Here is a 23034-nt window from a genome sequence, read left to right on the forward strand (position 1 = left end):
TTGAATCAGGCAAATTCCAACTCGACGCGGGTCACCATCATGCCGCGCTCGCGCAGGGCGCCGTTCATGGCCTGCTTCAGGCGCGAACCCAGGTCGCGACGGTCCGCGCTATAGGCCTCCGGCTCCTGCCGCAGTGCGGCCAGGGCGCCGCCGCGAATCAGCTGGTCCGCTTGCTCGATGACCGCGTCGGCCCGTTCGGGCTCGAGCACCTGCCAGTACACCGTGCCGCTGACGCCATGCGCGTCCGGCAACGGCTCCTGGAAGCGCAGGACCTGGCCACTGAGGTCGATCCGGTGCACCACGTGGTCGACCAGCGGCAGCGCCATATGAAGGCCTGGCTGCAACAGGCGATAGGGTTTGCCGCGCCGGTAAAGGCTATGGACCTGGTCGGCCGGCACTCGCTTGAGCGCGGACGCAAAGGTCGCGATCAAGGCCAGGACAACAAGCGTAATCAGGGCATTCATGGCATTAAATACAGCTAGTTATGTAAGGAATCTTCGCGAAGAACTGTAGGTTGATAGTACAGCTGGTTGCGCCCCCTTGGATTAATCCTAATTTAACGACAGAACAAGTTCTTTACAATCCGTCTTTTGGGCTAACTATCTGATTTTGTGAAGCCGGCGGCAGCACGGATGGCAAGCAACCACAGTGCCATCCGTGCTACCCGCCGCCGGATTCCCCCTACAACAGTGTCTTTAACGGCACTTCCTGGGCCGCACTTGAATGAAGCCAGAGGCGTGCCAAGCGTGGCTGCGAGGGTCTATCCGATTTGGCCATGACTCATGCAAAGAGCCCCGGTAAACCGGGGCTCTCGTCGGCAACGATGCTTGGACCGCTGCCTCAGAACTTGCCGGCGCGGAAATCCGCGATCGCTTCGTGGATCTGCTCCGGCGTGTTCATCACGAACGGCCCGTACCGGGTCACCGCCTCGTTGAGCGGTTTGCCGGCTACCAGCAGGACACGAGTGGCGCTGTCCCGGCCGGCAAGACGCAGCTTGCCGCTGCGCGACAGCACACCCAGCTCGCTGCGTGCCAGCGGCTCGCCGCCCACCTCGGCGTCCTTGCCCTCGAACACATAGGCAAAGCCCGCATGGCCTTCCGGCAGCGGTATGTCGATGGAAGCACCGGGCTGCAAGGCGATATCCAGGTAGATCGGCTGGGTCACGATTTCGGCCACCGGGCCCGTCACGCCGCCAAACTCGCCGGCGATCACTTTGACGTCGACGCCGTCGGCCGGATGTGCCACGGGAATACGCTCGGGCCCGATGTCCTGGTAGCGCGGCGCAATCATCTTGTCCTTCGCCGGCAGGTTCACCCACAGCTGGAAGCCCCACATCAGGCCGTCTTCCTGCACCGGCATTTCCGAATGCAGGATGCCGCGACCGGCGGTCATCCACTGCACGCTGCCCGGCGTGAGGTCACCACTGTTGCCGTGGTTGTCCTGGTGCTTCATATGGCCGGCGAGCATGTAGGTCACGGTCTCGAAGCCGCGGTGCGGATGCTCCGGAAATCCGGCGATGTAATCGCCCGCCTGGTCGGAACGGAACTCGTCCAACAGCAGGAACGGGTCGAGCATGTCCAGCGCCGGCTGCCCGATGACGCGCTTCAGCTTGACGCCTGCGCCGTCAGACGTGTCGGTGCCGCGAATGCGACGGAGGATGCTGCGCTCAGTCATGGCTTGCTCCGATGGAATATCTGCCGCCCATGATGATGCCGTCAGGGGTGGCGCCCAAGAGCTGAAGCCGGAACGGACTGTTTCCTTGGAGGGGTCAGGGGCGAGTAGCGAGGGCGCAAAACCCCTCGTCTCTCGCTACTCGCCCGTCAGATGCTCAATGCACCCAATGTCCGCTGCGCTGGCGTGGCGGCGTCGTTGGCGGCTCTTCGTTTTCGTCCGGACGAACCGACGCTTCCAGTTCGGCTTCGGTGGCGGGGTGTTCGTTCCAGTACTGGTTTACCGCGCTGAGTACGGACGGCACCTGGGACAGGCATTCGTCGTATTCGTCGTCGCTGAGTTTCTCGAACTCGGCATCGGCATTGAGGATGCCTTCGTCCACCGCCAGCGCCATCACCGGACCGAGCAATTCCATCAGCTGCGGGTCATCGGCCAGGCGCTTTTCCCACAGCCCTGCGCGCAGGTCGATGCCGCGGCTGAATCCTTCGCACCAGCCGGCGGCGGACAACACCGGACCGGCCTCGGTCTCCACTTCACCGAGGATCGGCTCGTAGGCATCGACATCGAGTTCGGCGCTGATTGAATCATTGAGTTTGGCCAGCAGGGCCAGCACGCGATTGCCTTCCTGCTCGTCGGCGAATGGCTCATGCAGCACTTCCGGCAGCCATTCCTCCGGCAACACCTGCATCGGGCCGACGGTCAGCGCGGACAGCAGCCCGTGCACGCCATCCAGCAACAATTCGCCTTCGCCGACATGGGCGCGCAGGTATTGGTCCAGTTCGTCGAGTTCGTTGTCGTCCAGCGAACTGGGCCAGTCGGTCTTGGGTGTATTCATCAGCTGCCTGTGTGCAAGCCGGTCTTGCGACCGTCATTCTAGATATCCAGATCCACCGTTACCGGCGTGTGATCGGAAGGTCGTTCCCAGCGGCGCGGCGTGCGGTCGATGGCGGCCGCCGTGGCCGCGGACTTCAGCGCCTCACCGATCAGGATAAGGTCGATACGCAAACCCATGTTGCGCCGGAACGCACCCTGCCGGTAGTCCCACCAGCTGAAGTGCTCGCCGCCCGCTTCGAACAAACGGAAGCTGTCGTGCAGGCCCAGGTCGGTGATGTGTTTCAGCGCCTCGCGCTCCGGCGGCGAGCACAGGATGTCCTCGCCCCAGGCGACCGGATCGTAGACGTCGCGATCGTCCGGCGCGATGTTGAAATCGCCAAGCACCACCAGCTGGGGATACCGCTCGATCTCCGCCGCCAGGAACTCGCGCATCTTGGCCAGCCAGTCCAGCTTGTACGCGTACTTCTCGTCGCCGACGGCCTTGCCATTCACCACATAGAGATCCACCACGCGCACGCCACCTATGGTGGCGGCCAGGATGCGCCGCTGCGGATCGTCCAGCTTGGGGATGTCGGTGACGACATCTTCGAATTCGCCCTTGAGGTCGGCGCGCGCCAGCAAGGCCACGCCGTTATAAGTCTTCTGCCCGGAGAACACCGCGCGGTAGCCCGCCGCGGCGAGCTCGTCGACCGGAAACTTCGCGTCTTCGAGCTTGGTTTCCTGCAAGGCCACCACGTCCGGCCTTGCCTCCGCCAGCCACTCGGTGAGATGCGGCATGCGCACCTTGAGCGAATTCACGTTCCATGAGGCTATTTTCATGGGCGCATTGTAAGCGATGCAGTCATCGACACCGTCGTCCGTCAGGCCAGTCCGTGGCTCTTCAATAGCGCCTCCGGCTCCGGCGCGCGGCCGCGGAAGGCGATGAAGCTTTCCAGGGCCGGGCGGCTGGCGCCGACGGCGAGCACTTCGCGGCGGAAGCGATCGCCGGTGGCGCGATCAATCACGCCGTGTTCCTCGAACTCACCAAACGCGTCGGCGCTGAGCAGTTCGGCCCACAGGTAACTGTAGTAACCGGCCGAGTAACCGCCCGCAAAGATATGCGAGAACGCGTGCGGGAAACGCTGCCATGCCGGCGGATGCAGCACGGCCACCTCGTGGCGGACTTCCTCCAGCACGCTCATGGTGCGTGCGCCCTGCGTCGGGTCGAATTGCAGATGCAGCAGGAAATCGAACATGGCGAACTCAAGCTGGCGCACCAGGAACAGGCCGGCATGGAAATGCCGCGCGGCCAACATGCGCTCGAACAATGCATCGGGCAGGCGTTCGCCGGTTTCGTAGTGGCGGGCGAACAGATCCAGCGCTTCGCGGTTCCAGCCGAAGTTCTCCATGAACTGGCTGGGCAATTCCACCGCATCCCACTCCACCCCGTCGATGCCGCCAATCGAGGGCAGCGCGATCTCGGTCAGCAGGTGGTGCAGGCCATGGCCGAATTCATGGAACAGGGTCAGCACGTCGTCGTGCGTGAGCAGGGCCGGGCGGCCTTCGGTCGGTGGCGCGAAGTTGCAGGTGAGGAAGGCCACCGGCAGCTGTTCGTGCTCGCCGTCGCGGAAACGTGCGCGGCAGACATCCATCCAGGCACCGCCACGTTTGCCGGTGCGCGCGTACAAGTCGACGTAGGCACCGGCGAATACGCGGCCATCGGCATCGCGCACGTCGTAATAACGCACCTCCGGGTGCCACACATCGACGCCGTCGCGCACGCTGAGCGAAATGCCGTAGAGCCGGTCGGTGAGATCGAACAGGCCGTCGATCACCGCAGGCAAGGGGAAGTACGGCTTCAGCTGTTCCTCATCCAGGTCGTACTGCTGCTGGCGCAGTTTCTCGGACGCGTAGCCCACGTCCCAGGATTCGAGGTTGTCGAGCTTCAGCTCGTTGGTGGCGAATTCGCGCAGCCGGGTCAGCTCGTCGCGCGCAACGGGTTTGGCGCGCGTGGCCAGATCGTGCAGGAATTCCATCACCTGGGTCGGCGAGCCGGCCATCTTGGTCGCCAGCGATTCCTCGGCGGCATTGGCGAAGCCGAGCAGTTGGGCGGCTTCGTGGCGCAACGCCATGATGCGCTCGATGCGCTCGCTGTTGTCGAACTTGCCAGCTTGCGGGCCCTGGTCGGAGGCGCGCGTCTGGTAGGCCCAGTAAACGCGCTCGCGCAGGCCACGGTTGTCGGCATAGGTCAGCACGGCTTGCACGCTGGGCTGCTTGAGCGTGACGAGGTAGCCGTCCAGCTCCTGGTCCTTGGCGTACTGGCGCAACACCGCGCAACCGGACTCGGGAATGCCGGCAAGATCGCGCTCGTCGGTGATGTGCTCGTGCCAGGCGTCGGTGGCGTCGAGCACGGCATTGGAGAATTCGGTGGAAAGGCGGCTCAGTTCGACACCGATTTCGCGGTAGCGCGAACGCGCCGGTTCTTCCAGCGCCACGCCGGACAGGCGGAAGTCGCGCAAGGCGTGCTCAACCAGGGCGCGTTCGGGTCGCGGCAGGCTGGCGAAGTCCGGCGCATCGGCCAGCGCTTGCACGGCCTGGTAGAGCGCGCGGTTCTGGCCCAGTTCGATGGCGTGGTCGGTGAGCTGTTCTTCGGCCGGGCCATAGACCTTGCGCAGCGCCTCGCTGTCGGCGACCGAGTGCAGGTGACTCACCGGCGCCCATGCGCGGGCCAGGCGTTGTTCCAGCCGCTCCTGCGTGAGCATCACGCTGGCAAAGTCGTGCGGCGCGCCGGGCGCGGTCAACGCATCGATGCCATTGCGGTAGTCCGCCAGGATGGTGTCGATGGCGGGCGTGACGTGTTCGGGGCGGATCTGCGAAAAGGCCGGCAAGGTGTCATCGGCCAGCAGGGGATTGTCGTGTTCCATGGAATCTCCTCGGTTCTCCGCCCGGCTGCCGGGAGGCGGGCCGGCGGATGGCCGCCAGCGTGGCGAGCCACCCCGGCGAAATCAAGCAGGGCGGGCACGGGAAGGCGGGGCGCTCTCACGAATTGTCACAGAGGCCGCCGTACCATGCCGCCATGTCGATGCCTGATTTTTCCGCCCTGTTGCGTCGTTGCGATGTGTTTGGGCATTTGCAGGACGAGGCGCTGAGCGCGCTGGTCCCCGAGCTTCAGTGGTTTTCCCTGCCCGGCGGACGCGCGTTGTTTCGCCAGGGCGATCCGGCCGATGCGCTGTATCTGGTGGTCAGCGGCAGCCTGGGCGTCTTCGACAGCCCGACCGAGCGGGTGCGCCTGGTGGCGGCCGGGGACAGCCTGGGAGAGCTTGGCCTGATCACCGGCGAGAGCCGGCAGTACACCGTGCGCGCCCTGCGCGATTCCGAACTGCTGCGCCTGGACCGGGGCAACTACGAGGCCCTGGCAAGCCGCTATCCCCAGGCCATGCTGGGCGTGGCGCGCGTGGCGATCACGCGGCTGCAGGAGCGCATGCGCGGCGAGGAAGATCGTGGTGCGCCGCGCACCTTTGCCTTGCTGCCGGTCAGCCAGGACGTACCCGCCCGTTCGCTGGCCATGCAGCTGGCCATGGAACTGGAGCATTGGGGCAGCTGCATCGTGATCGACGCCGAACACGGTGTCGGCCGCAGCAGTGGATGGTTCGCCGAGCGCGAAGCTCAGGCCCGCTTCGTCATCTATCTCGACAGCACGGGTGACGTGCACTGGCGCCAGCGTTGCCTGCGCCAGGCCGACGTGTTATTGCTGCCCGCGCTGGCCTCGCAAGCGGCACAGCCCTGGCCCGAGGCGTTACCCATGCATCCGTCGTGCGCCGGCCATCGCCCGCGCCATCTCATCCTGCTGCATGCCGGACGCCAGCCCAGCCTCGGCTCCGCCCAGCGTTGGCGTGCGCCCTTCAGCGGTGAACTGCAACACCATCACGTGGGCGGGACGGCGGATATTGGTCGGCTGGCGCGCCTGATCAGCGGTCACGCGCGTGGCCTTGTCCTCGCGGGGGGTGGCGCGCGAGGTCTGGCCCATCTGGGCGCGTTGCGCGCGCTGAGCGAGGCCGGCCATGCCTTCGATGCGGTGGGCGGCACCAGCATCGGCGCCATCATCGGCGCCGGCGTCGCCATTGGCTGGGAGCTGGACGCGATGGTGGAAACCTTCCGCCGCAGCTTCGTCGAGGGACGTCCGTTGTCGGACTGGACCCTGCCGATCGTCGCCCTCACGCGCGGCCGCCGGGCGGCGGCGATGCTGCGACGCGCGTTTGGTGCGCTGGATATCGAAGATCTCAAGCTGCCGTTCTTCTGCGTTTCAACCTGCCTGTCGGGGGAAGGCATGGTGGTGCATCGACGCGGGCCGTTGTGGCTATGGCTGCGCGCCTCGAGCGCCATCCCTGGCGTGCTGCCGCCGGTGCTGCATCACGGTCGTGTCTACGTCGACGGCGCCCTGGTCGACAACCTGCCCACCGATGTGATGGCCGACGACGGCATGGCGCATATCACGGCCGTCGACATCCGCGCCGATATCTCGCTGCTCACCACCGCGGAAGAATTCGCCACGCCGCCGTTATGGCGCTTGCTGCTGAAACGCCAGCAGATCCAGCGCCCGGGACTGGTTTCCACCCTGGTGCGCGCAGCCATGGTCAACAGCGAAGGGCCCAGCGAACATCGCCGTGAACGCGCGGATCTGCTGCTCACGCCACCGCTGGAGCATGTCGGCATGCTGGACTGGAAGGATTGGCAGCGGGCGATCGATGCGGGTTATCAGCACACGCTCGAGATGCTCGAGGCGCAGGCGCGCACCGGGTAAGCGCCTACCTAAGGCAACACGGCGGTACCATAGGCGGATGGATTCCATACGCAAATACAAGGGCATCTGGCCCACGCTCCACCATCGCGTCTACGTCGATCCGGCGGCTACCGTGATCGGCGCGGTCGAGCTCGGCGACGATGTATCGATCTGGCCGGGCGCCGTGTTGCGCGGCGACGTGCACTTCATCCGCATTGGCGCGCGCAGCAACGTGCAGGACGGCGCGGTCATCCACGTCACCCATGACGGCCCGTATTCGCCGGGCGGCTTTCCCACCATCGTGGGCGAAGGCGTCACCATTGGCCATGGCGCGGTGATCCACGCCTGCACCATCGAGGACTACTGCCTGATCGGCATGCACGCCACCGTGCTCGATGGCGCCACCGTGAAGAAGTACGGCTTCGTCGGTGCCGGCAGCCTGATCCCGCCAGGCAAGGTGGTGGGCGAGCGCGAACTGTGGGTCGGCAATCCGGCCAGGCTCGTGCGTATGCTCAGCGACAAGCAAATTGAACAGCTGCATTACTCGGCGGGCAACTATGTCCGCTTGAAAGACGAGTATCTCGCGGCAGGATGACAGCTCGCCGCGTACTGTTCCTGTGCAGCCGCCATCGCCTGCGCAGTCCCACGGCAGCCGAAGTCTTCCGTGCGTGGCCGCGTCTGGAGGTTGATTCCGCCGGCCTGGCCGATGACGCCGAAACGCCGTTGTCGGCCGATCAACTGGACTGGGCCGAGCTGATCGTGGTGATGGAAGCCTCGCATCGGCGACGACTGCGGAGTCGTTACGGATCTCGGCTTCGCGGCAAGCGCGTGGTATGCCTGGATATTCCCGATCGCTACGACTTCATGCAGCCCGAGCTGGTCGAGCTGCTGCTGCGAAAGGCCGGCCCGTTGCTGCGCTGAGTGGCTTACGGCGTCGCGCCGCTGGCGGCCGACTGCTGCGACTGGATCACCTCGGCACGCGCTTCGTCCTGGCGAACCATGATCTGGCGTTGCGCATCCAGCTTGCCGCCGAGCAGCGAAAGAATGTAGTTGGTGCTGTCGAACTCCCGCAGCAGCGACAGCTCGCGCTGCGCTTCGTCCAGTTCGTTGTTGTTGATCGCGCGCTCCACGTCGGCCGATGCACTCGGGAACGCTTCGTGCAGCTCATCCAGCGCGGCCTTGTTGCTGGGGTCGAGCTGCAGCACGCTGAGATAGAACTCGTACGCGTTGCTGCCTGCCGGAGCGACGAGGCGCTTCTCGCCAACGGCCGTCTTGGCCAGGTCGAGCAGGATGCCGACGCCGCCATCGTCCTTGGTCGCGGACGCCTGGCCGTCCGCCGATGCAGTCATCGGGCCGCCTTTCGCGCCATGCAGGAACCAGAAACCCGCGCCCCCGAGTACGAGCACGGCCATGATGGAAACGGCGGCGAGCGTGCGCTGACGTGGTGCAGGAGAAGCGAGACGAGACATGACAGGCGCTACATAGGTCGAAACCGCACACGGGAACGACTGCCCCTCAGGCGCCCCGGCGGAACTGTCACATTAGCGGCCACTGATGTCAGCGATGTGACTTACGCGAGGATGTCGGCGCCACGAGCGGACGTCCATAGCATTCGCAAGAGCCTGCCAAGACAAAACCTTGGGCGACGATCAAGCCGTAGGGCCACCGGCTGATGATGCGGCCCTGCTTGCCCAGGTCGGCCGCATCTCGCGCCCGCTTAAAGGCGAAACTCGATGCGCTGCCGGACCTGGGAAGCTACCGGCTTGCCGTCCTGCGTCCCCGGCGTGAAGGTCCAGCGGGTGACGGCACTCAGCGCAGCACGGTCGAACACGTACTTCGGGTCGGCGTCAGCCACGCTTGCGGCGGCGACGGAGCCATCGGGTTGCACGACGAAGGTGACATCCACCCAGCCCTGGCGGCGCTGGCGGCGCGCATCGGGCGGGTAGACCGGCTCGATGCGACGCGCCACCGCCGGAGCCGTCGCGCCCTGTGCATCCGCGACGGCGACCACGGCCGGCGCGCGTGGCTTGACGGCGGCACGCGGAGCGGCCTCGACCGGCGTGGATTCCACCTGCAGCCGAGCTAGCGCTTGCTCGGCAGCGGTAGGGACGTTGGCGGCTTTGTTGAGCATCGGCGATGTTGCCGGCTGCGGCACCACGGCGGTGGCAGCGATTGGCGCCACCGCGCGGCTCGCCGTCGCCACGCCAGGCGTGGGTGGTGCGGGTGGCGCGCTTTTCGGCGTTTGCGGCGCTTGCGGCGCCTGTTGTGCCACCGCATCACGCTGCGCCTGCAGCTTGGCCTGCAGCAAGGTCAACGTGTAGTTCTGCGGATCGGCGAGTGTCAGCAAGGCGATTTGCCGCTGCGACTCGGCGTCATCGCCCTGATCGATGGTCTGTTCGGCAGCCGTGGCGGCGAACAGAAAAAAATCTCGCGCAAGGCGTCCTGTGCGACACGGTTGCCCGGCTCGCGCTTGAGCACGGCCAGATAAAGCTCGAACGCATTGTTGCCCGCTGGCGCGAGCAGACGCTGCTCGGCCATGGCCTGGCGCGCGTGCTGCAACAGTTCGTCCGTGTCCGCGCCCGCCCGAATGATGGGACCTGCGGCTGCCACCACCACGGCTGCTGGCTCGTCGGCATCCGCTCTTGATTTCAGCAGCCAAAAGATCACGCCAGCACCACAGGCGACCAGGGCGATGACGATGAGCAAGGCGTAACGGGCAACGCCCTCGGTACGACGAGGCGAGGATGCGGATGACATGGCCAGCGTTGAGTGATCGGTGGGGGCCGGCGCACAAGTGCGCCAACGGGCGCGCCAGCTTAGTGACGTGATGTTGCGGAGACGTTGCTCACCATCGCCGAATGCGACGCGCGTCACACAAAGCGATCGTCCCTGATCGCGATGCGTGACCCATCACGGCAACCTGCCCGCGGTCAACGGCCGGGCGACAAGCTGCTATCCGGTGAGCCATCGGGATGGGCGAACCATGACACCCGGTTGTGGTGATCGGGGCAGCCTGGTCCCGCGCTGTAGCTGGCGAGCACGCCAGCCTGGGTGGTCAGCGAGGTGCGATAGCAGCCGCCCAGGGAATCATGGAATACAAACGTCTGCGCGCTCTGTTGCCCGCTATGGCCGGTGAGTGCGCCACTGGCATCGAAGGCCAGGGTATCCGCGCTATCCACGGTGTTTTCCACCTCGGCCGCATACAGCGACATGCCGAACAGGCGGCGCTCGTCATGCTGGTGATAGCCCTGGTGCACGGTCGTCGCTGCGCTGATGCTGCCATCGCTGGCCAGCTGCTGGTTGTAGTCGAGCGTGAACGGGTAGTTGAAGCGCTGGCGCTGCTCGGTGGTGAGCACGGAACCAATGCGATGCTGGCTGACGCTGTCGGCCCAGGTCCGCTGCAGCGTCTGCTGCCGATACGTGCTGCTGTTGATGGTGAAGCGTTGCACGTCGTCAAAGCCCACCTTCTGCGTCACCGTGCTGGTCACGCGACCATGCGAGGTCTGGGCGACGCCCTCGATCTCGAACTTGCGCTCGAGCCTGGTCGTGATGTCGCCGCTTATGTCGCCGTTGCTGGCAGTTGCCAGCGTGCTGCCGATGGTTGGCGTCGGCGCCTGGCCGACCAGCGTATTGCGCGTGATCGAGCCCGTGACCTGCTGCGCATGCGCGTCTCGATACACCAGCAAGGTCGCGGTGGCAGAGAAATAGCCGTTGGCGCCGGCGACCTGCACCGCCACCTCATGCGGCGTGCCATCGCTGAGCTGGCCCGCGAACGGCGTCAGGTCGATGCGATAAGGCATGAAGTTGAGCGTCTGCACGCCCGGCGTCGGCCGCCACAGGTAGGGATCGATGCCGCCGGTATAGATCCACGGATACACCGGCGCCACCCCGGCGGGTTGGCCGTCGATGCTGATCTCCGCCTCGCGGAAATTGCCGCCGCCGCATTCCTGGACCTGCGCGGCATAGGCGTCGGGTACGCAGGTGTACCAGAACTCGTCGCCGCTCTGGCTTTGCGTGAAGACGTCCAGATAGGCGCGCTCCACATTGCGCGGCAACGTGAGCGTCCTGGCCAGCTTGTCCGTCGACGTGTTCAAGGTGGTGGTGCTGCCCACCGGATCGGCGCCCAGCGGGTACACCGCATCCGGCACATCTGCTGCACGCGCCTGCGCCGTGGCCGGGTAGAACAGCAAGCGTGCGCTGCCGTGAATCACCCCGGTATAGGTGCTGTTGACGACGTTGCCGATGATCGCCTGGCCTGCGCCGGCACTGCGCAGCAGCGCCGTGTAGTCGGTGAGATCGCGCTCCACATGCCAGGCGGGCGACACCGTGGCGGAAGGTTCCTGCGTGGTGCCGAAATAGAGATTCACGCCACCGAGCCACAAGCTGGCGGTACGGTCGTACTGGCGTCCTGCCGTTACCGAGAAGTCCGCTTCCAGGACCACCTTGGCCCAACGGCCATTGCAGGCGGCAGGCGGGGTATAGCTATAGGGACGCGTGTTGAAGTCGGTGAACGTCAGGTCGCTGAACAAGGTCACCACGCAGGGCTGGCCCGGCGGTCGCGGCACGCTGGGATCGGCGACGACGACGTTGTTCGAGCCAATCACCGGATCAGCGTGGGCCGACGCGACGAAACCGCTGCCAGCAAGCGTGGCCAACAGTACGGCTACCGCCAGACGATGGCGGACGAAACCCTCAGGCACCATGACGTTACTCCCCGCAATGTGCCCCCTGCGCCGCGCACGCTATCACGCGCATCGGCGCGACGTCTTCAGTCCATGGACGTCCAGCCGTCCGTCAATGCGCCGGCGGGGCGTTCCGTGAGCTGGGTTGTGAAGAAACCGTCAGTGAGCGCGTGTGGCTTGCTCGAGTTCGTCGAGATAGGCGAGGGCGTGATCGCGATGGCTGCCACACATGGCGATTTCCGGGCGCAGTCCCGAACAGACGGCAGGGCGCCCGGGCTGTCCGAAGATCGCACAACGGTTGTCCTGGGTAAGCTGGATGCAGCGCACGCCAGCCGGCTTGCCATGCGGCATGCCCGGAATCGGTGAGCTGATCGACGGCGCGATGCAGCACGCGCCGCAATCGATGCGACAGCTCGGCGCCGTCATCCTTCAGCCCTGCTTGGACGATGACGCAACACTGCGCTCAAGCGTATGGCTTGCGCAGTTCGGCGTAGACCGGATCGGTCTCCGGGCGACGGCCATGCCACAGTTCGAACGCGTCCGCCGCGGTTTCCACGAGCATGCCGAGGCCATCAAAGGCATAGCGCGCGCCGGCGGTTCGCGCCCAGGCCAGGAAGTCCGTGGCCGCCTTGCCATAGGAGAGGTCGTAGCAGAGTGCGCGATTGCCGACGATGGCGAAGGGCAGCTCGAGCGACTTGCCCAGGACGCCCGCCGAGGTGGCATTGACGATCAGGTCGAACGCACCGAGCTCGGCCAGGTCTTCCCAATAACGCGTGTGTGCACGCGCCGGGTCGCCGATCGCATCGGCCAGGGCATCGGCCGCTTCCGGCGAACGGTTGACGATGGTCAGCGTCTCCACACCCGCATCGAGCATCGCCCAGGCCACGCCGTGCGCGGCGCCACCGGCGCCGAGCAGCAGTGCGGTATGTCCACGCAGGTCGACTGAGTGACGCTCGGCGATGTCACGCACCATGCCGGCGCCGTCGGTGTTGTGCGCGGCGATCCGTCCATCGGGCAGGAGCGTAAGCACATTGGCGCTGCGCGCGCGCGCGGCGGCCACGCTGCGTTCATCCGCCATGGCGAAGGCGGCAGCCTTGTGCGGCAAGGTGACGTTGGCGCCGCGGCCACCGTCCGCAAAGAAGTCGCGCACCGCTTCTTCAAAGTCCACGGGCGCGGCGTCGATGCCGCGGTATTCCAGCTCCAACCCGAACTGGCGCGCGAAGGCCCGATGGATCTGCGGCGACAGGGAATGGCCGATGGGGTGGCCAAACACCGCGAATTGTCCTGCACTCATAGCTACTCCTTGAACCTGTCTCGATGCCCGCCGGGTCGTACCCGATCGTCGCCACTGCCCCATTTTAGCGGGCCCGGGCGGCTGCGGACGGTCCCGCGGCAGGCGTTTCACCAGCCATCGCAGGTTTTGAGATCGGCCCGGTGCAGGCTGTGTCCACCCGCAACGAACGGACCACCCGCATGCGCTCGAAGCCTGATACCGCCCGTCATGAACGCCTGCTCGGGGGCGCCCTGCTGTGGTTGCTGGCCGGTGGCGCGCTGCTGCTGACCACCCTGGTGCCGGTGCATACGCGCTCGCTGGGCTGGACACCGGCCTTCTGGCTGATCGGCGCGCCGCTGATCGTTGTGCTGGCGCTGGAACCGGCCCTGCCGCGCCAGCTACTCAGCGCGCTGCGTCGCCCGCGTCGGCAAGCGGCGTCCCGGCTGATCTGGAACTAGGGCCTGTTCACACTCTCCGCGTGGCCCGCGCCGGGATCTTATTGCCCGCCAGACAAGGAAGAACGAGGGAGTGTACGTCGGTACACGACCGAGTGATGACGCAGGATGGCGGGCAATAAGACCCGGCCCGAAGGGTTGCTTGTCTGTGGCCGCCAGGCGCCAGCGCGCGGCTTGGCCTGGCAGCCAGCCAGGCCGGCGCCACGCACTGCCACCTGGCGACCACAGGCAAGCAACGCGGGCTACGCGGAGAGTGCGAACAGGCCCTATCGAATTCACTTGGCAGTGGATCGCGGAAGCTACTCCGCGCAAAGTCACGGTGCGGCGGCGCAGGGAAGCGCCGCCGGATCGTCCCGCTTATCAGCCACCGGCGCCCGAGCGCTTGCGCTCCATGCGACGCAGGAACTCCTGCATGATGCGCGTGTACAGCTCGTCGCCGAGATGGTCATCTTCCACGCCCGCATCGATGGACGGGTTGTCGTTCACCTCGATCACCACCGGCTTGTCGCCCACGCGCTTCAGGTCCACGCCGTAAAGGCCATTGCCGATCGCCTGGGTGGCCTTGAGCGCCAACTTGACCACGTCGGCTGGCGCATCACGCACGGGAATCGTCTCCGATTCGCCGGTTTTCGACGCGCCCTTGGCGCCATGGTTGTAGATCTGCCAGTGGCCGCGCGACATGTAGTACTTGCAGGCGTAGAGCGCCTCGTTGTTGAGCACGCCGATGCGCCAGTCGAACTCGGTGTAGACGAACTCCTGCGCCAGCAGCAGGGAACTGTGCTGGAACAGTTCGGCCGAGGCCTTGCCCAGCGCGACCTCGTTCTCCACCTTCACCACGCCGCGCGAGAACGAGCCGTCCGGAATCTTCAGCACCAGCGGATAGCCCAGCTTCGACGCCACGTCCTTCAGGCCCTTACTGTCGTCGCGATAAAGAATCTCCGTACGCGGCACGGCGAGCTTGCGCGACACCATCAGGTCGTTGAGGAAGATCTTGTTGGTACAGCGCAGGATCGAGGTCGGGTCGTCGATCACCACCATGCCTTCCTTTTCCGCGCGATGCGCGAAGCGGTAGGTGTGGTTGTCGCTGGCCGTGGTCTCGCGAATGAACAGGCCGTCGTATTCGGCCAGGCGCTGGTAGTCGTTCTTGCCGATCGGATCGACCTCGATGCCGAGCTCCTTGCCGGCGGCGATGAACGACTTCAGCGCCTTCTTGTTCGACGGCGGCATCTGCTCGGCCGGATCCACCAGCATGGCGATGTCGTAGCGGAACTGCTTGCGCGCCTTCGGCTTGCGCCACAGTTTCTTGCTGAAGCGATCCAGCTCCTCGGCAAACGCGTCTTCCTGTGCATCGATCAGGGTATGCAGGCCCACCGGCTTGATCGCGCTGACCTGCCACACCCGGTCGCGCTCGAACTCGATGCGCAGCAGCGGGCAGGGAAACATTTCGAACACCTGCCGCGCCAGGTCCTGCAGCGCCGGGTAAGCGGTCTGGCCGAAGTAGACGAGGATGCCGAAGTCAGTCGTGTCACGGCCGCCGGCCGGCAGGAAATTGGTGAGCTTGGTGCTCAGGTCCTCGATATCCAGGCCGTAGAGCGACCGGCGACGCAGGTCGTTCACCGTGCGCACCGACGGCATCACGCGATGGCCGCGCGCTTCCGCCAGCAGCGACACGTAGTAGCCGGTGCCCAGGTACTTGTAGCTGCGGCAGAGGTTGATGACGTGCGTGCGCTCGTCGTCGCCGCCGATCGGCTCGCGCAGGTAGTCCATCGCGGTAACGACGTCGACGGACGGGTAGTAGGAACTCCAGTCGGAGGCCTTCTCGACGACAATGACGAGCCGGGTCATGACACCTCTGTCAGATGGAACGGAGGAGTGTCGTCACGCGGGGAGACGGGGCGGCACAGCGCAAGGCGCGCAGTGTGGCACATGGCTCGCGCCAGACAAGGTGTCCCACTGAAGCTGACTTAAATGCACCAAAAGTCATGATTGCCGTGGGGGGGCCCGGGGGCTAGAGTGCCGCGCTTGGTTTCCTCCGCCCGCGCCGCCCCGTTCCACGCTGGCGGTCCTCGACGAGAATCGCCCCTGATGACCCCCATGCCCGCGACCGCCGCCGTGCGCGTCCGCCGTGCCGAACTCTCCGATCTCGATGATCTCGTCGCGCTCGAGGAAACCAGCTTTGCCACCGACCGCCTGAGCCGGGCGCAGTATCGCCGCCATCTGGACAGCGAAACGGCCCAGGTGCTGGTCGCCAGTGCCAATCACCGGCGTTTCCTGGGCACGGCGGTGGTGTTCTTCCGCAAGGGTACCCAGGTGGCGCGGCTGTATTCGATCGCCACCAGCGCTACCGCACGTGGCAAGGGCGTGGGCTCGGCCCTGCTGGACGCCGCCGAGCACGCCGCCAAGCGCCGCCGCTGTCACGCGCTGCGGCTGGAAGTGCGTACGGACAATGAGGTCGCCATCCGCCTCTACGAGCGCCATGGCTACGAGCGTATCGGGCAATACGAGCGCTACTACGGCGATGGTGCCGACGCGTGGCGTTATGAGAAAAAGCTGGGGTAGGCGCGCTTTGCTCCCTCTCCCCACTGGGGAGAGGGCTGGGGTGAGGGGTCAATCTTGCGACAGAGCCACGTCAAATCAGGCTCCTGTTAATCGCTTCCGCGAGCACCCACCCCTCACCTCAGTCCTCTCCCCAAAGGGGAGAGGAAGACCATCAGAAAGGCTGCGCGATGCGCTGTTCCGTCGCCTCATCCGGACGCGCCACCAGGGCGCCGCTGCGCATCAGGCTGACGGTGTAATGCCCCTGGTCGACCAGCGGCAGGAAGACGCCGCTGCCGAACAGCACATCCACATTGGGCACCCATTGGGGATATTGCTTGTGCAAGTCGAGCAGGTCGAAGCTGCCGGCTTCGCGAAAGTCGATCACGGTGCGCAGCGCGGTCGCCTCCTGCCCCGCGTCGTCATAGCGGCCCGACAAACGGTCGAGTCGGTAAACCGGCGGCAAGCCGGCGAGCACGGCAGGCGCCTGCCACTTCAGGACGATCGCTTCCAGCCGCCATGCATCGCCGGCCAGCTGCACCTGACGGGTGGAGCCATCAGGCCAGTGCAGGGTCAGCGCCCAGCGCTGGGGCGACAGGATGCGTGCGTCGATCTCGACCACCGGCGTTTCTTCCGACCACAGGCGGTAGCCGCGCAGGGCGAAACCCGCGCCTGCCAGCACCAGGGTGAGCGCGAACGCCAGCAGCAACAACACGGCGCGTCCGGCCGATGCCAGGCGCTGCCCGCCATGCAGGCGCTCACGCAGCGCCACCAATTGCACCAGGGTAAACAACAAGGCGACGACCGCCAGCACCAGCAGGATCGTCGACGGGAGGCGCAACAGCGCGGTCCAATCCATCTTCTACTTCCCCAACCGCAAGCTTCGCGGCGACGGCCGCATGATAACGATAGCCGGCTCGGCAATGATGCGTAAACGTGCACTCGATCCATGTGCTCGCCAGGTTTTTTCGGCTGCTTTCTCTATACTGCGGCGGTCCTCGCCGGAGACCTTAGTCATGCGCCGATCCCTCCTGCTGCTTCCGCTGTGCACCACCTTTGTCCTGCTCGCCGCGTGCGGCAACAAGGGTCCGCTGTATATGCCGCCGAAGACGACACCGGCGCCCGCGGCCGCTACGGTCCATCCTGCGGCGGCTGCCGCGCCGGCACCCGCCGCGCAGGCCCCCGTGCACGGCTACGTCACCGACATGAAGGCGTTCGACGCCTTTATTGCCACGCATCCGACGCCGGCCCAGTTCCAGACGACCTATCCGGACGTGCAGCTGGTGATGCCGGGCGAGATCACCACCATGGAATTCCGCACCAACAACAGCCGTTACTTCCCCGAGCAGGACGCGACTGGCCACATCGTTGGCGGCACGTTCCGGTGATGCCGGCAGGTCGACTGTCCCGATGAAGCTGCACTTTTCCAAGATGCACGGCATCGGCAATGACTTCGTCATGCTCGATTGCCGGCGCCAGCCCTTCGCGCTGCGTGAGGAGCAGATCCGCGCCATCGCCGATCGTCGCACCGGCGTGGGCTTCGACCAGCTGATCAGTATCGAGCCGCCGCGCGATCCGTCGTGCGCGTTCTATTACGGCATCTGGAATGCCGATGGTTCGCCATCGGGCCAGTGTGGCAACGGCGTGCGCTGCGTCGCCGCGTGGCTGCATCGGGCCGGTGAATTGGCCATCGGGGACACGGTGCGGCTGGAGAGTCCCTCCGGTCCGGTGACCGTACGCCTGATCAACGCCCATGAGGTGACCGTGGACATGGGCGTGCCTGCATTCGCCCCCAGCCAGGTGCCGTTCCGCGCCGATGTCGAGGCCGACAGCTACGCCATCGACGTCGGCGATGAAACGCTGATGATGGGTGCGGTCTCCATGGGTAACCCGCATGCAGTCGTCGTCGTGCCTGACCTGCAAGCGCCCGTCTTGTTTCGACAGGGCCCGCTGCTGACCACGCATGAGCGGTTCCCCGAGGGCGCCAACGCCGGCTTCGTGCAGGTGGTGGACCGCGGCCAGCTGCGCCTGCGCGTGCATGAACGCGGCAGCGGCTGGACCCTGGCTTGCGGCACCGGGGCCTGTGCGGCCATGGCGGTCATGCATGAGCGCGGCGAAGTCGATGACCGCGTGCAGGTGGCCCTGCCTGGCGGTGAGCTGACCATCGACTGGGCCGGCCGCGGCCAGACCCTATGGATGACCGGGCCCGCAGCCTTCGTATTCGAGGGCGAGTGGCTGGGTTCTCGGATGGCACGTTGAAAGACGACACCCCGACACCGCACACTCCGGCCAGCGTCCTATCGTTCTTGCCCCCTGGTTTGAGGTAACCCGCGCATGTCAGACACCGCACTCGCCGAGACCCTTAGCGCCAGCGACGTGGCGGCCTATCTGCGCCGACACCCGGAATTCCTCTCCGACTACCCCGACCTGGCGGCCCAGCTGACCTTGCCGCGCGAACAAGGCCCGGTGGCCTCGCTGGCGGTCTACCAGCTGCAGAGCCTGCGCGAGAAGAACGCCGAACTGGAGCGCCAGCTCGCCAATCTGATCGCCATCGCCGCGGAAAACGAACGGCTGATGCAGCGCGTGCATGACCTCAACGTCGCCGTCTTGCGCGCCAACACGCCGGCCGTCGCCGCACGCAGCGTGGTTGCGCGCCTGTCCGAAGACTTCAAGACCGACCAGGTGCGCCTGCTGCTGTTCGGCGCGGTCGGACTGCCGCCGGCCACCTGGCTGATCAATATCCCCGGTGGACGTACGGCGGTACCCGAGTTCGCGGACTTCCTGTCCCATCACGAGCCCGTCGCCGGCCGCCTTTCGGCCGAGCGGCTGTACCGCCTGTTCGGCGACCAGGCGCCCGAGGTCCGCTCCACCGCCATCATGCCGCTGGGCGAGTTCGGCATCCTCGCCATTGGCAGCAGCGACCCGGATCATTTTCAGCCCGGCATGGGCACCCTGTTCCTGAAGATGATTGCGGCGACGGTGACCGCCGCGCTGCGTCGTTCTCAGGAAGGCATGTAAACCGACCGTGTCCGCGCGCGAACAGGTCGACGCCTGGCTCGCCCGCCTGGCGGGCGAGCGCCAGGCCTCCGCGCACACGGTCGACGGTTATCGCCGCGACCTGGCCAAGCTGTTGCGCTGGATGGAAGCGCAGGGCATCGACGCCTTTGACGCGCTCGAACCCAACCGCATGCGCAGTTTCGTCGCCACCGAACATCGTGGCGGCCTGGCGCCCAAGAGCCTGCAACGGCTGTTGTCGTCCTGTCGTGGCCTGTTCCGCCAGCTGCATCGCGAAGGCCTGATGACGCACGACCCGATGGCCGGCGTGCGCGGCCCCAAGGTGCACCGCAAGCTGCCGCAAGTGCTCGATGTGGATGAAGCCACCAGCCTGGTCGAAGCCGTCGGCGAGGGAGCGCTGACCCTGCGCGATCGCGCCATGCTCGAGCTGTTCTATTCCTCGGGCTTGCGCCTGTCCGAACTCACCGGCCTGCGCTGGATCGACCTGGACCTACAGGCCGGCGAGGTGCGCGTGCTGGGCAAGGGCAACAAGACGCGCATCGTGCCGGTGGGCCGCCACGCGGTGGCTGCATTGCGCGCGCTGGGTGACGACGAAGGCACCACGCCGGAAAGCCCGGTATTCCGTGGACGCGGCGGTGCGCCGATCAGTCCCCGCACCGTGCAGCTGCGCATGAAGACGCTGGCGCTGCAGCAGGGCATGGCCAAGCATGTGCATCCGCATTTGCTGCGCCACACCTTTGCCAGCCACATGCTGGAATCGTCGGGCGACCTGCGCGCCGTGCAGGAGTTGCTCGGCCACGCCGACATCGCCACCACGCAGATCTACACGCACCTGGACTTCCAGCACCTGGCCAAGGTGTACGACGCCGCGCATCCCAGGGCTAAACGGAAATAGGCGCTTAGGGACGAGGGGCGGGTAGCGAGGGTGCCAGCGCGCACTTTGTCGCAACCCGTGCGCTCGCCCCGGGTGGCTGGTCCTCGCGCCCCCACCACTCGCCCCCAGACCCTAAGCGTCCCGGGCTCGCTCCGGCACCGGCACCGCAGGCCGAATGGCTTGGATTCCGCCGGCACGGCCCCACCTCAGGCGGACTACTTTGTCTGCGGAGCCCTCCATGGAATCCTTTCACGCCACCACCATCGTCTCGGTGCGCCGCCATGGGCGCGTCGTGATCGGCGGCGACGGCCAGGTCACCCTCGGCAATACGGTGATGAAGGCCAACGCGCGCAAGATCCGCCGCCTGGGCAAGGGCGACGTGCTGGCGGGTTTTGCCGGCGCCACCGCCGACGCCTTCACCTTGTTCGAGCTGTTCGAGCAGAAGCTGGACAAGCACGGCGGCAATCTCACGCGCTCCGCGGTCGAACTGGCCAAGGAATGGCGCACCGACCGCCGCCTGGGCCGGCTCGAAGCCATGCTCGCCGTAGCCGACAAGGAAGCCTCGCTGCTGATTTCCGGCAACGGCGACGTGCTGGAGCCGGAGCACGGCCTGATCGCCATCGGTTCCGGCGGCCCGTACGCCCAGTCGGCCGCGCTGGCGCTGATGGAAAACACCGAATTGAATGCGTTCGAGATCGTCGAGCGCGCGTTGAAGATCGCCGGCGACATCTGCATCTATACCAACCACAACACCACCATCGAGGAGCTGTAGGCGCTCGGCGCGACAGCCATTCTCGTCGTCAACCCGGATACGCCGGGATGACGGGCCAAGACCACACCTCCGGTGACCTCATGTCCGAACTCACTCCACGCGAAATCGTCAACGAACTCGACCGCTACATCATCGGCCAGCACGACGCCAAGCGCGCCGTGGCGATTGCGCTGCGCAACCGCTGGCGCCGCATGCAGCTGGAACCGAACCTGCGCAACGAAGTGACGCCCAAGAACATCCTGATGATCGGTCCCACCGGCGTGGGCAAGACCGAGATCGCGCGCCGCCTGGCCACCCTGGCCAATGCGCCGTTCGTAAAGGTGGAAGCAACCAAGTTCACCGAGGTGGGTTATGTCGGCAAGGACGTCGAGTCGATCGTGCGTGACCTCGCCGACGTCGCCTACAAGCTGACCCGTGAGCAGGCGATCAAGCGCGTGCGCTCGCAGGCCGAGGACCGCGCCGAGGACCGTATCCTCGACGCCTTGCTGCCGCGCCGCCAGACGCCGACCGACTGGAGCCATGATGCGACCCCGGCCAACCCCGAGCAGAGCGACACCCGCCAGAAGCTGCGCAAGCAGCTGCGCGAAGGCGCCCTGGACGAGCGCGAGATCGAGCTGGATTTCGCCATGAACGTGGGCGTGGAGATCATGTCGCCCCCGGGCATGGAGGAGATGGGCCAGCAGCTGCGCCAGATGTTCCAGAACCTGGGTGGCGCCAAGACCCAGCAGCGCAAGCTGGCGATCAAGCTGGCGCGTCCGCTGCTGATCGAAGAGGAAGCCTCCAAGCTGCTCAACGACGAGGAAGTGCGTACCCAGGCGATGGAGGCGGCCGAGCAGAACGGCATCGTTTTCATCGACGAGATCGACAAGGTGGCGCAACGTTCGGAATGGGGTGGCGCCGGCGTCAGCCGCGAAGGCGTGCAGCGCGACCTGCTGCCGCTGGTGGAAGGCTCGACCGTGGCCACCAAGTACGGCCCGATCAAGACCGACCATATGCTGTTCATCGCCTCGGGCGCGTTCTCGCTGGCCAAGCCGTCCGACCTGATTCCCGAGCTGCAGGGTCGATTGCCGATCCGCGTGGAGTTGTCGGCGCTGTCGGTCGATGACTTCAAGCGCATCCTGCGCGAGCCGCAGAACGCCTTGACCACGCAGTACATGGCCTTGCTGGGCACGGAGGGCGTCTCGGTTGATTTCACCGAATCCGGCGTCGACCGGCTGGCCGAGGTGGCGTTCCAGGTCAACGAGCGCACCGAGAACATCGGCGCCCGCCGCCTGCACACCGTGATGGAGCGCCTGCTGGAGAAGATCTCCTACGAAGCTGCAGACAAATCCGGCGAAAAGTATGTGATTGACGCCGAATATGTCGATATTAATCTAGGCACCCTGGTCAAGGACGAGGACCTGAGCCGTTACATCCTGTAAACAAGGGGAAAGCCCCCAGCTGTTAAAATTGTGACCATGAGTAATGTGATCGAACTGAAAACCACCGGCCAGCGGGCCCAGTTGCGCGAAGCGCAGCAGAAGCACCAGCTGATCCGGTTGTGGCGTACCGAGCTCGAACACGGCAGCTTCTGTGGTTACGTGGGCGGTGTCGGGCGCGAATTCTTCCTGCTATGGGTCGTCGGCGACGGCATCACCTATGACGGCATGTATGTGATGCGCCATCGTGATGTCTCCGAGCTGGAAGCGCCGGACAAGCACGCGCCCTTCATGGAGAAGGCGCTGGCAGTCAAACACCTGATGCCGCGCACGCCGCGCGGCTTCCCGCTGGACAATATCCGCGAGGTCATCCAGGCCGCAGCCGTGCAGGCACCGGTCATCGGCGTGCACGTGGACAGCGAGGACGAGTCGGAAGTCTGTTACATCGGCCGCCTGGTCAGCGTCGAGGAAGACGGCTTCAACATGCAGGAAATCTCGCCCGATGCGGAATGGCTGCGCGAAGCGTCATTCTTCTCCTGGGACGAGGTCTCGACCGTGAGCATCGAGGATGGCTACGCCACCTCCCTGCTGGCCGTGGCCGGCGCGCCGCCGCCGCTGGAGCAGGGCGATTCGGGCGTGGGTCACGCGAACTGACCGCTGCCCCGATTCGTCGCGCGTTACATCCTCCTACTGCCGGCCCTCGTGGCCGGCAGTGTCGTTTCAGACGACGCCAAGCTGGCGTGAGG

25 protein-coding genes are annotated in these 23034 nt (G+C 65.8%); 12 read left to right on the forward strand and 13 right to left on the reverse strand.

Annotated features, from left to right (window positions below; genetic code table 11):
• Positions 1-5: 5 nt before the first annotated feature.
• The 5 genes from OUZ49_RS17955 to OUZ49_RS17975 form a co-directional block, all read right to left on the reverse strand.
• Positions 6-464: an SPFH domain-containing protein gene (locus OUZ49_RS17955; RefSeq protein WP_266151978.1), complete on the reverse strand. Its 459-nt coding sequence runs from the start codon at positions 462-464 to the stop codon at positions 6-8.
• Positions 465-840: 376 nt separating this feature from the next.
• Positions 841-1674 carry a pirin family protein gene (locus OUZ49_RS17960; protein WP_266151979.1) on the reverse strand — a complete coding sequence of 278 codons (834 nt, stop codon included), beginning with the start codon at positions 1672-1674 and terminating at the stop codon, positions 841-843.
• Positions 1675-1828: 154 nt separating this feature from the next.
• Positions 1829-2506, reverse strand: a complete 678-nt coding sequence (locus OUZ49_RS17965; protein ID WP_266151980.1) for a YecA/YgfB family protein — start codon at positions 2504-2506, stop codon at positions 1829-1831.
• A gap of 38 nt (positions 2507-2544) precedes the next feature.
• Positions 2545-3324 (reverse strand): exodeoxyribonuclease III, encoded by a 780-nt coding sequence (gene xth / locus OUZ49_RS17970; RefSeq protein WP_266151981.1) that lies wholly within the window; start codon positions 3322-3324, stop codon positions 2545-2547.
• Between the two features lie 41 nt (positions 3325-3365).
• A complete protein-coding gene (locus tag OUZ49_RS17975) occupies positions 3366-5408 on the reverse strand; it encodes a M3 family metallopeptidase (protein WP_266151982.1) in 2043 nt (680 codons plus the stop codon).
• Positions 5409-5560: 152 nt separating this feature from the next.
• Here OUZ49_RS17975 and OUZ49_RS17980 point away from each other — a divergent pair, with 152 nt between their 5' ends.
• From OUZ49_RS17980 to OUZ49_RS17990, 3 genes are read left to right on the forward strand one after another with little or no spacing between them, the layout of a single operon-like run.
• A complete protein-coding gene (locus OUZ49_RS17980) occupies positions 5561-7285 on the forward strand; it encodes a patatin-like phospholipase family protein (protein ID WP_266151983.1) in 1725 nt (574 codons plus the stop codon).
• Between the two features lie 37 nt (positions 7286-7322).
• Complete coding sequence (locus OUZ49_RS17985) at positions 7323-7859, forward strand: gamma carbonic anhydrase family protein (RefSeq protein WP_266151984.1); 537 nt, start codon at positions 7323-7325, stop codon at positions 7857-7859.
• Positions 7856-8185: a low molecular weight protein tyrosine phosphatase family protein gene (locus OUZ49_RS17990; RefSeq protein ID WP_266151985.1), complete on the forward strand. Its 330-nt coding sequence runs from the start codon at positions 7856-7858 to the stop codon at positions 8183-8185. Before OUZ49_RS17985 ends, OUZ49_RS17990 begins: the two co-directional genes overlap by 4 nt.
• 5 nt (positions 8186-8190) lie before the next feature.
• Here the strand turns inward: OUZ49_RS17990 and OUZ49_RS17995 are convergent, their stop codons facing one another.
• The 6 genes from OUZ49_RS17995 to aroE form a co-directional block, all read right to left on the reverse strand.
• Positions 8191-8733, reverse strand: a complete 543-nt coding sequence (locus tag OUZ49_RS17995) for a hypothetical protein (protein ID WP_266151986.1) — start codon at positions 8731-8733, stop codon at positions 8191-8193.
• A gap of 248 nt (positions 8734-8981) precedes the next feature.
• Positions 8982-9611 (reverse strand): energy transducer TonB, encoded by a 630-nt coding sequence (locus OUZ49_RS18000; protein WP_266151987.1) that lies wholly within the window; start codon positions 9609-9611, stop codon positions 8982-8984.
• Complete coding sequence (locus tag OUZ49_RS18005) at positions 9605-10021, reverse strand: hypothetical protein (RefSeq protein WP_266151988.1); 417 nt, start codon at positions 10019-10021, stop codon at positions 9605-9607. Before OUZ49_RS18005 ends, OUZ49_RS18000 begins: the two co-directional genes overlap by 7 nt.
• Positions 10022-10194: 173 nt before the next feature.
• Entirely contained in the window at positions 10195-11967 is a 1773-nt protein-coding gene (locus OUZ49_RS18010; protein WP_266151989.1) for a peptide-N4-asparagine amidase, read from the reverse strand.
• Between the two features lie 138 nt (positions 11968-12105).
• Positions 12106-12372: a YkgJ family cysteine cluster protein gene (locus OUZ49_RS18015; RefSeq protein ID WP_266151990.1), complete on the reverse strand. Its 267-nt coding sequence runs from the start codon at positions 12370-12372 to the stop codon at positions 12106-12108.
• Positions 12373-12409: 37 nt separating this feature from the next.
• Complete coding sequence (gene aroE / locus OUZ49_RS18020; protein WP_266151991.1) at positions 12410-13240, reverse strand: shikimate dehydrogenase; 831 nt, start codon at positions 13238-13240, stop codon at positions 12410-12412.
• Between the two features lie 179 nt (positions 13241-13419).
• Between aroE and OUZ49_RS18025 the strand changes: the two genes are divergently transcribed.
• A complete protein-coding gene (locus OUZ49_RS18025; protein WP_266151992.1) occupies positions 13420-13677 on the forward strand; it encodes a hypothetical protein in 258 nt (85 codons plus the stop codon).
• Positions 13678-14034: 357 nt separating this feature from the next.
• Here the strand turns inward: OUZ49_RS18025 and OUZ49_RS18030 are convergent, their stop codons facing one another.
• Complete coding sequence (locus OUZ49_RS18030; RefSeq protein ID WP_266151993.1) at positions 14035-15519, reverse strand: RimK family protein; 1485 nt, start codon at positions 15517-15519, stop codon at positions 14035-14037.
• A gap of 240 nt (positions 15520-15759) precedes the next feature.
• Here OUZ49_RS18030 and OUZ49_RS18035 point away from each other — a divergent pair, with 240 nt between their 5' ends.
• Positions 15760-16233 carry a GNAT family N-acetyltransferase gene (locus OUZ49_RS18035; RefSeq protein WP_266151994.1) on the forward strand — a complete coding sequence of 158 codons (474 nt, stop codon included), beginning with the start codon at positions 15760-15762 and terminating at the stop codon, positions 16231-16233.
• A gap of 151 nt (positions 16234-16384) precedes the next feature.
• On the opposite strand, the gene OUZ49_RS18040 is transcribed toward OUZ49_RS18035, so the two are convergent.
• Complete coding sequence (locus OUZ49_RS18040; RefSeq protein ID WP_266151995.1) at positions 16385-17068, reverse strand: hypothetical protein; 684 nt, start codon at positions 17066-17068, stop codon at positions 16385-16387.
• Positions 17069-17225: 157 nt separating this feature from the next.
• On the opposite strand from OUZ49_RS18040, the gene lptM reads away from it, so the two are divergent.
• The 7 genes from lptM to OUZ49_RS18075 all read left to right on the forward strand — a co-directional run bounded on the left by lptM (position 17226) and on the right by OUZ49_RS18075 (position 22942).
• Positions 17226-17597, forward strand: a complete 372-nt coding sequence (gene lptM, locus OUZ49_RS18045) for an LPS translocon maturation chaperone LptM (RefSeq protein ID WP_266151996.1) — start codon at positions 17226-17228, stop codon at positions 17595-17597.
• A gap of 22 nt (positions 17598-17619) precedes the next feature.
• Entirely contained in the window at positions 17620-18468 is an 849-nt protein-coding gene (dapF, locus tag OUZ49_RS18050; RefSeq protein ID WP_266151997.1) for a diaminopimelate epimerase, read from the forward strand.
• Between the two features lie 75 nt (positions 18469-18543).
• A complete protein-coding gene (locus OUZ49_RS18055; protein WP_266151999.1) occupies positions 18544-19227 on the forward strand; it encodes a DUF484 family protein in 684 nt (227 codons plus the stop codon).
• Between the two features lie 7 nt (positions 19228-19234).
• A complete protein-coding gene (xerC, locus tag OUZ49_RS18060; protein ID WP_266152000.1) occupies positions 19235-20119 on the forward strand; it encodes a tyrosine recombinase XerC in 885 nt (294 codons plus the stop codon).
• A 217-nt stretch (positions 20120-20336) separates the two neighbouring features.
• Positions 20337-20870 (forward strand): ATP-dependent protease subunit HslV, encoded by a 534-nt coding sequence (gene hslV, locus OUZ49_RS18065; protein WP_266152001.1) that lies wholly within the window; start codon positions 20337-20339, stop codon positions 20868-20870.
• 80 nt (positions 20871-20950) lie between these two features.
• Positions 20951-22291: an ATP-dependent protease ATPase subunit HslU gene (hslU, locus tag OUZ49_RS18070; protein WP_266152002.1), complete on the forward strand. Its 1341-nt coding sequence runs from the start codon at positions 20951-20953 to the stop codon at positions 22289-22291.
• Between the two features lie 36 nt (positions 22292-22327).
• The gene (locus OUZ49_RS18075) at positions 22328-22942 is read left to right on the forward strand and encodes a hypothetical protein (protein ID WP_266152003.1); all 615 of its coding nucleotides are present in this window, start codon (positions 22328-22330) and stop codon (positions 22940-22942) included.
• Positions 22943-23034 lie beyond the last annotated feature (92 nt).

The sequence above is a fragment of the Dyella halodurans genome, from assembly GCF_026283925.1.
In the GTDB taxonomy this organism is placed as follows: Bacteria; Pseudomonadota; Gammaproteobacteria; order Xanthomonadales; family Rhodanobacteraceae; genus Dyella; species Dyella halodurans.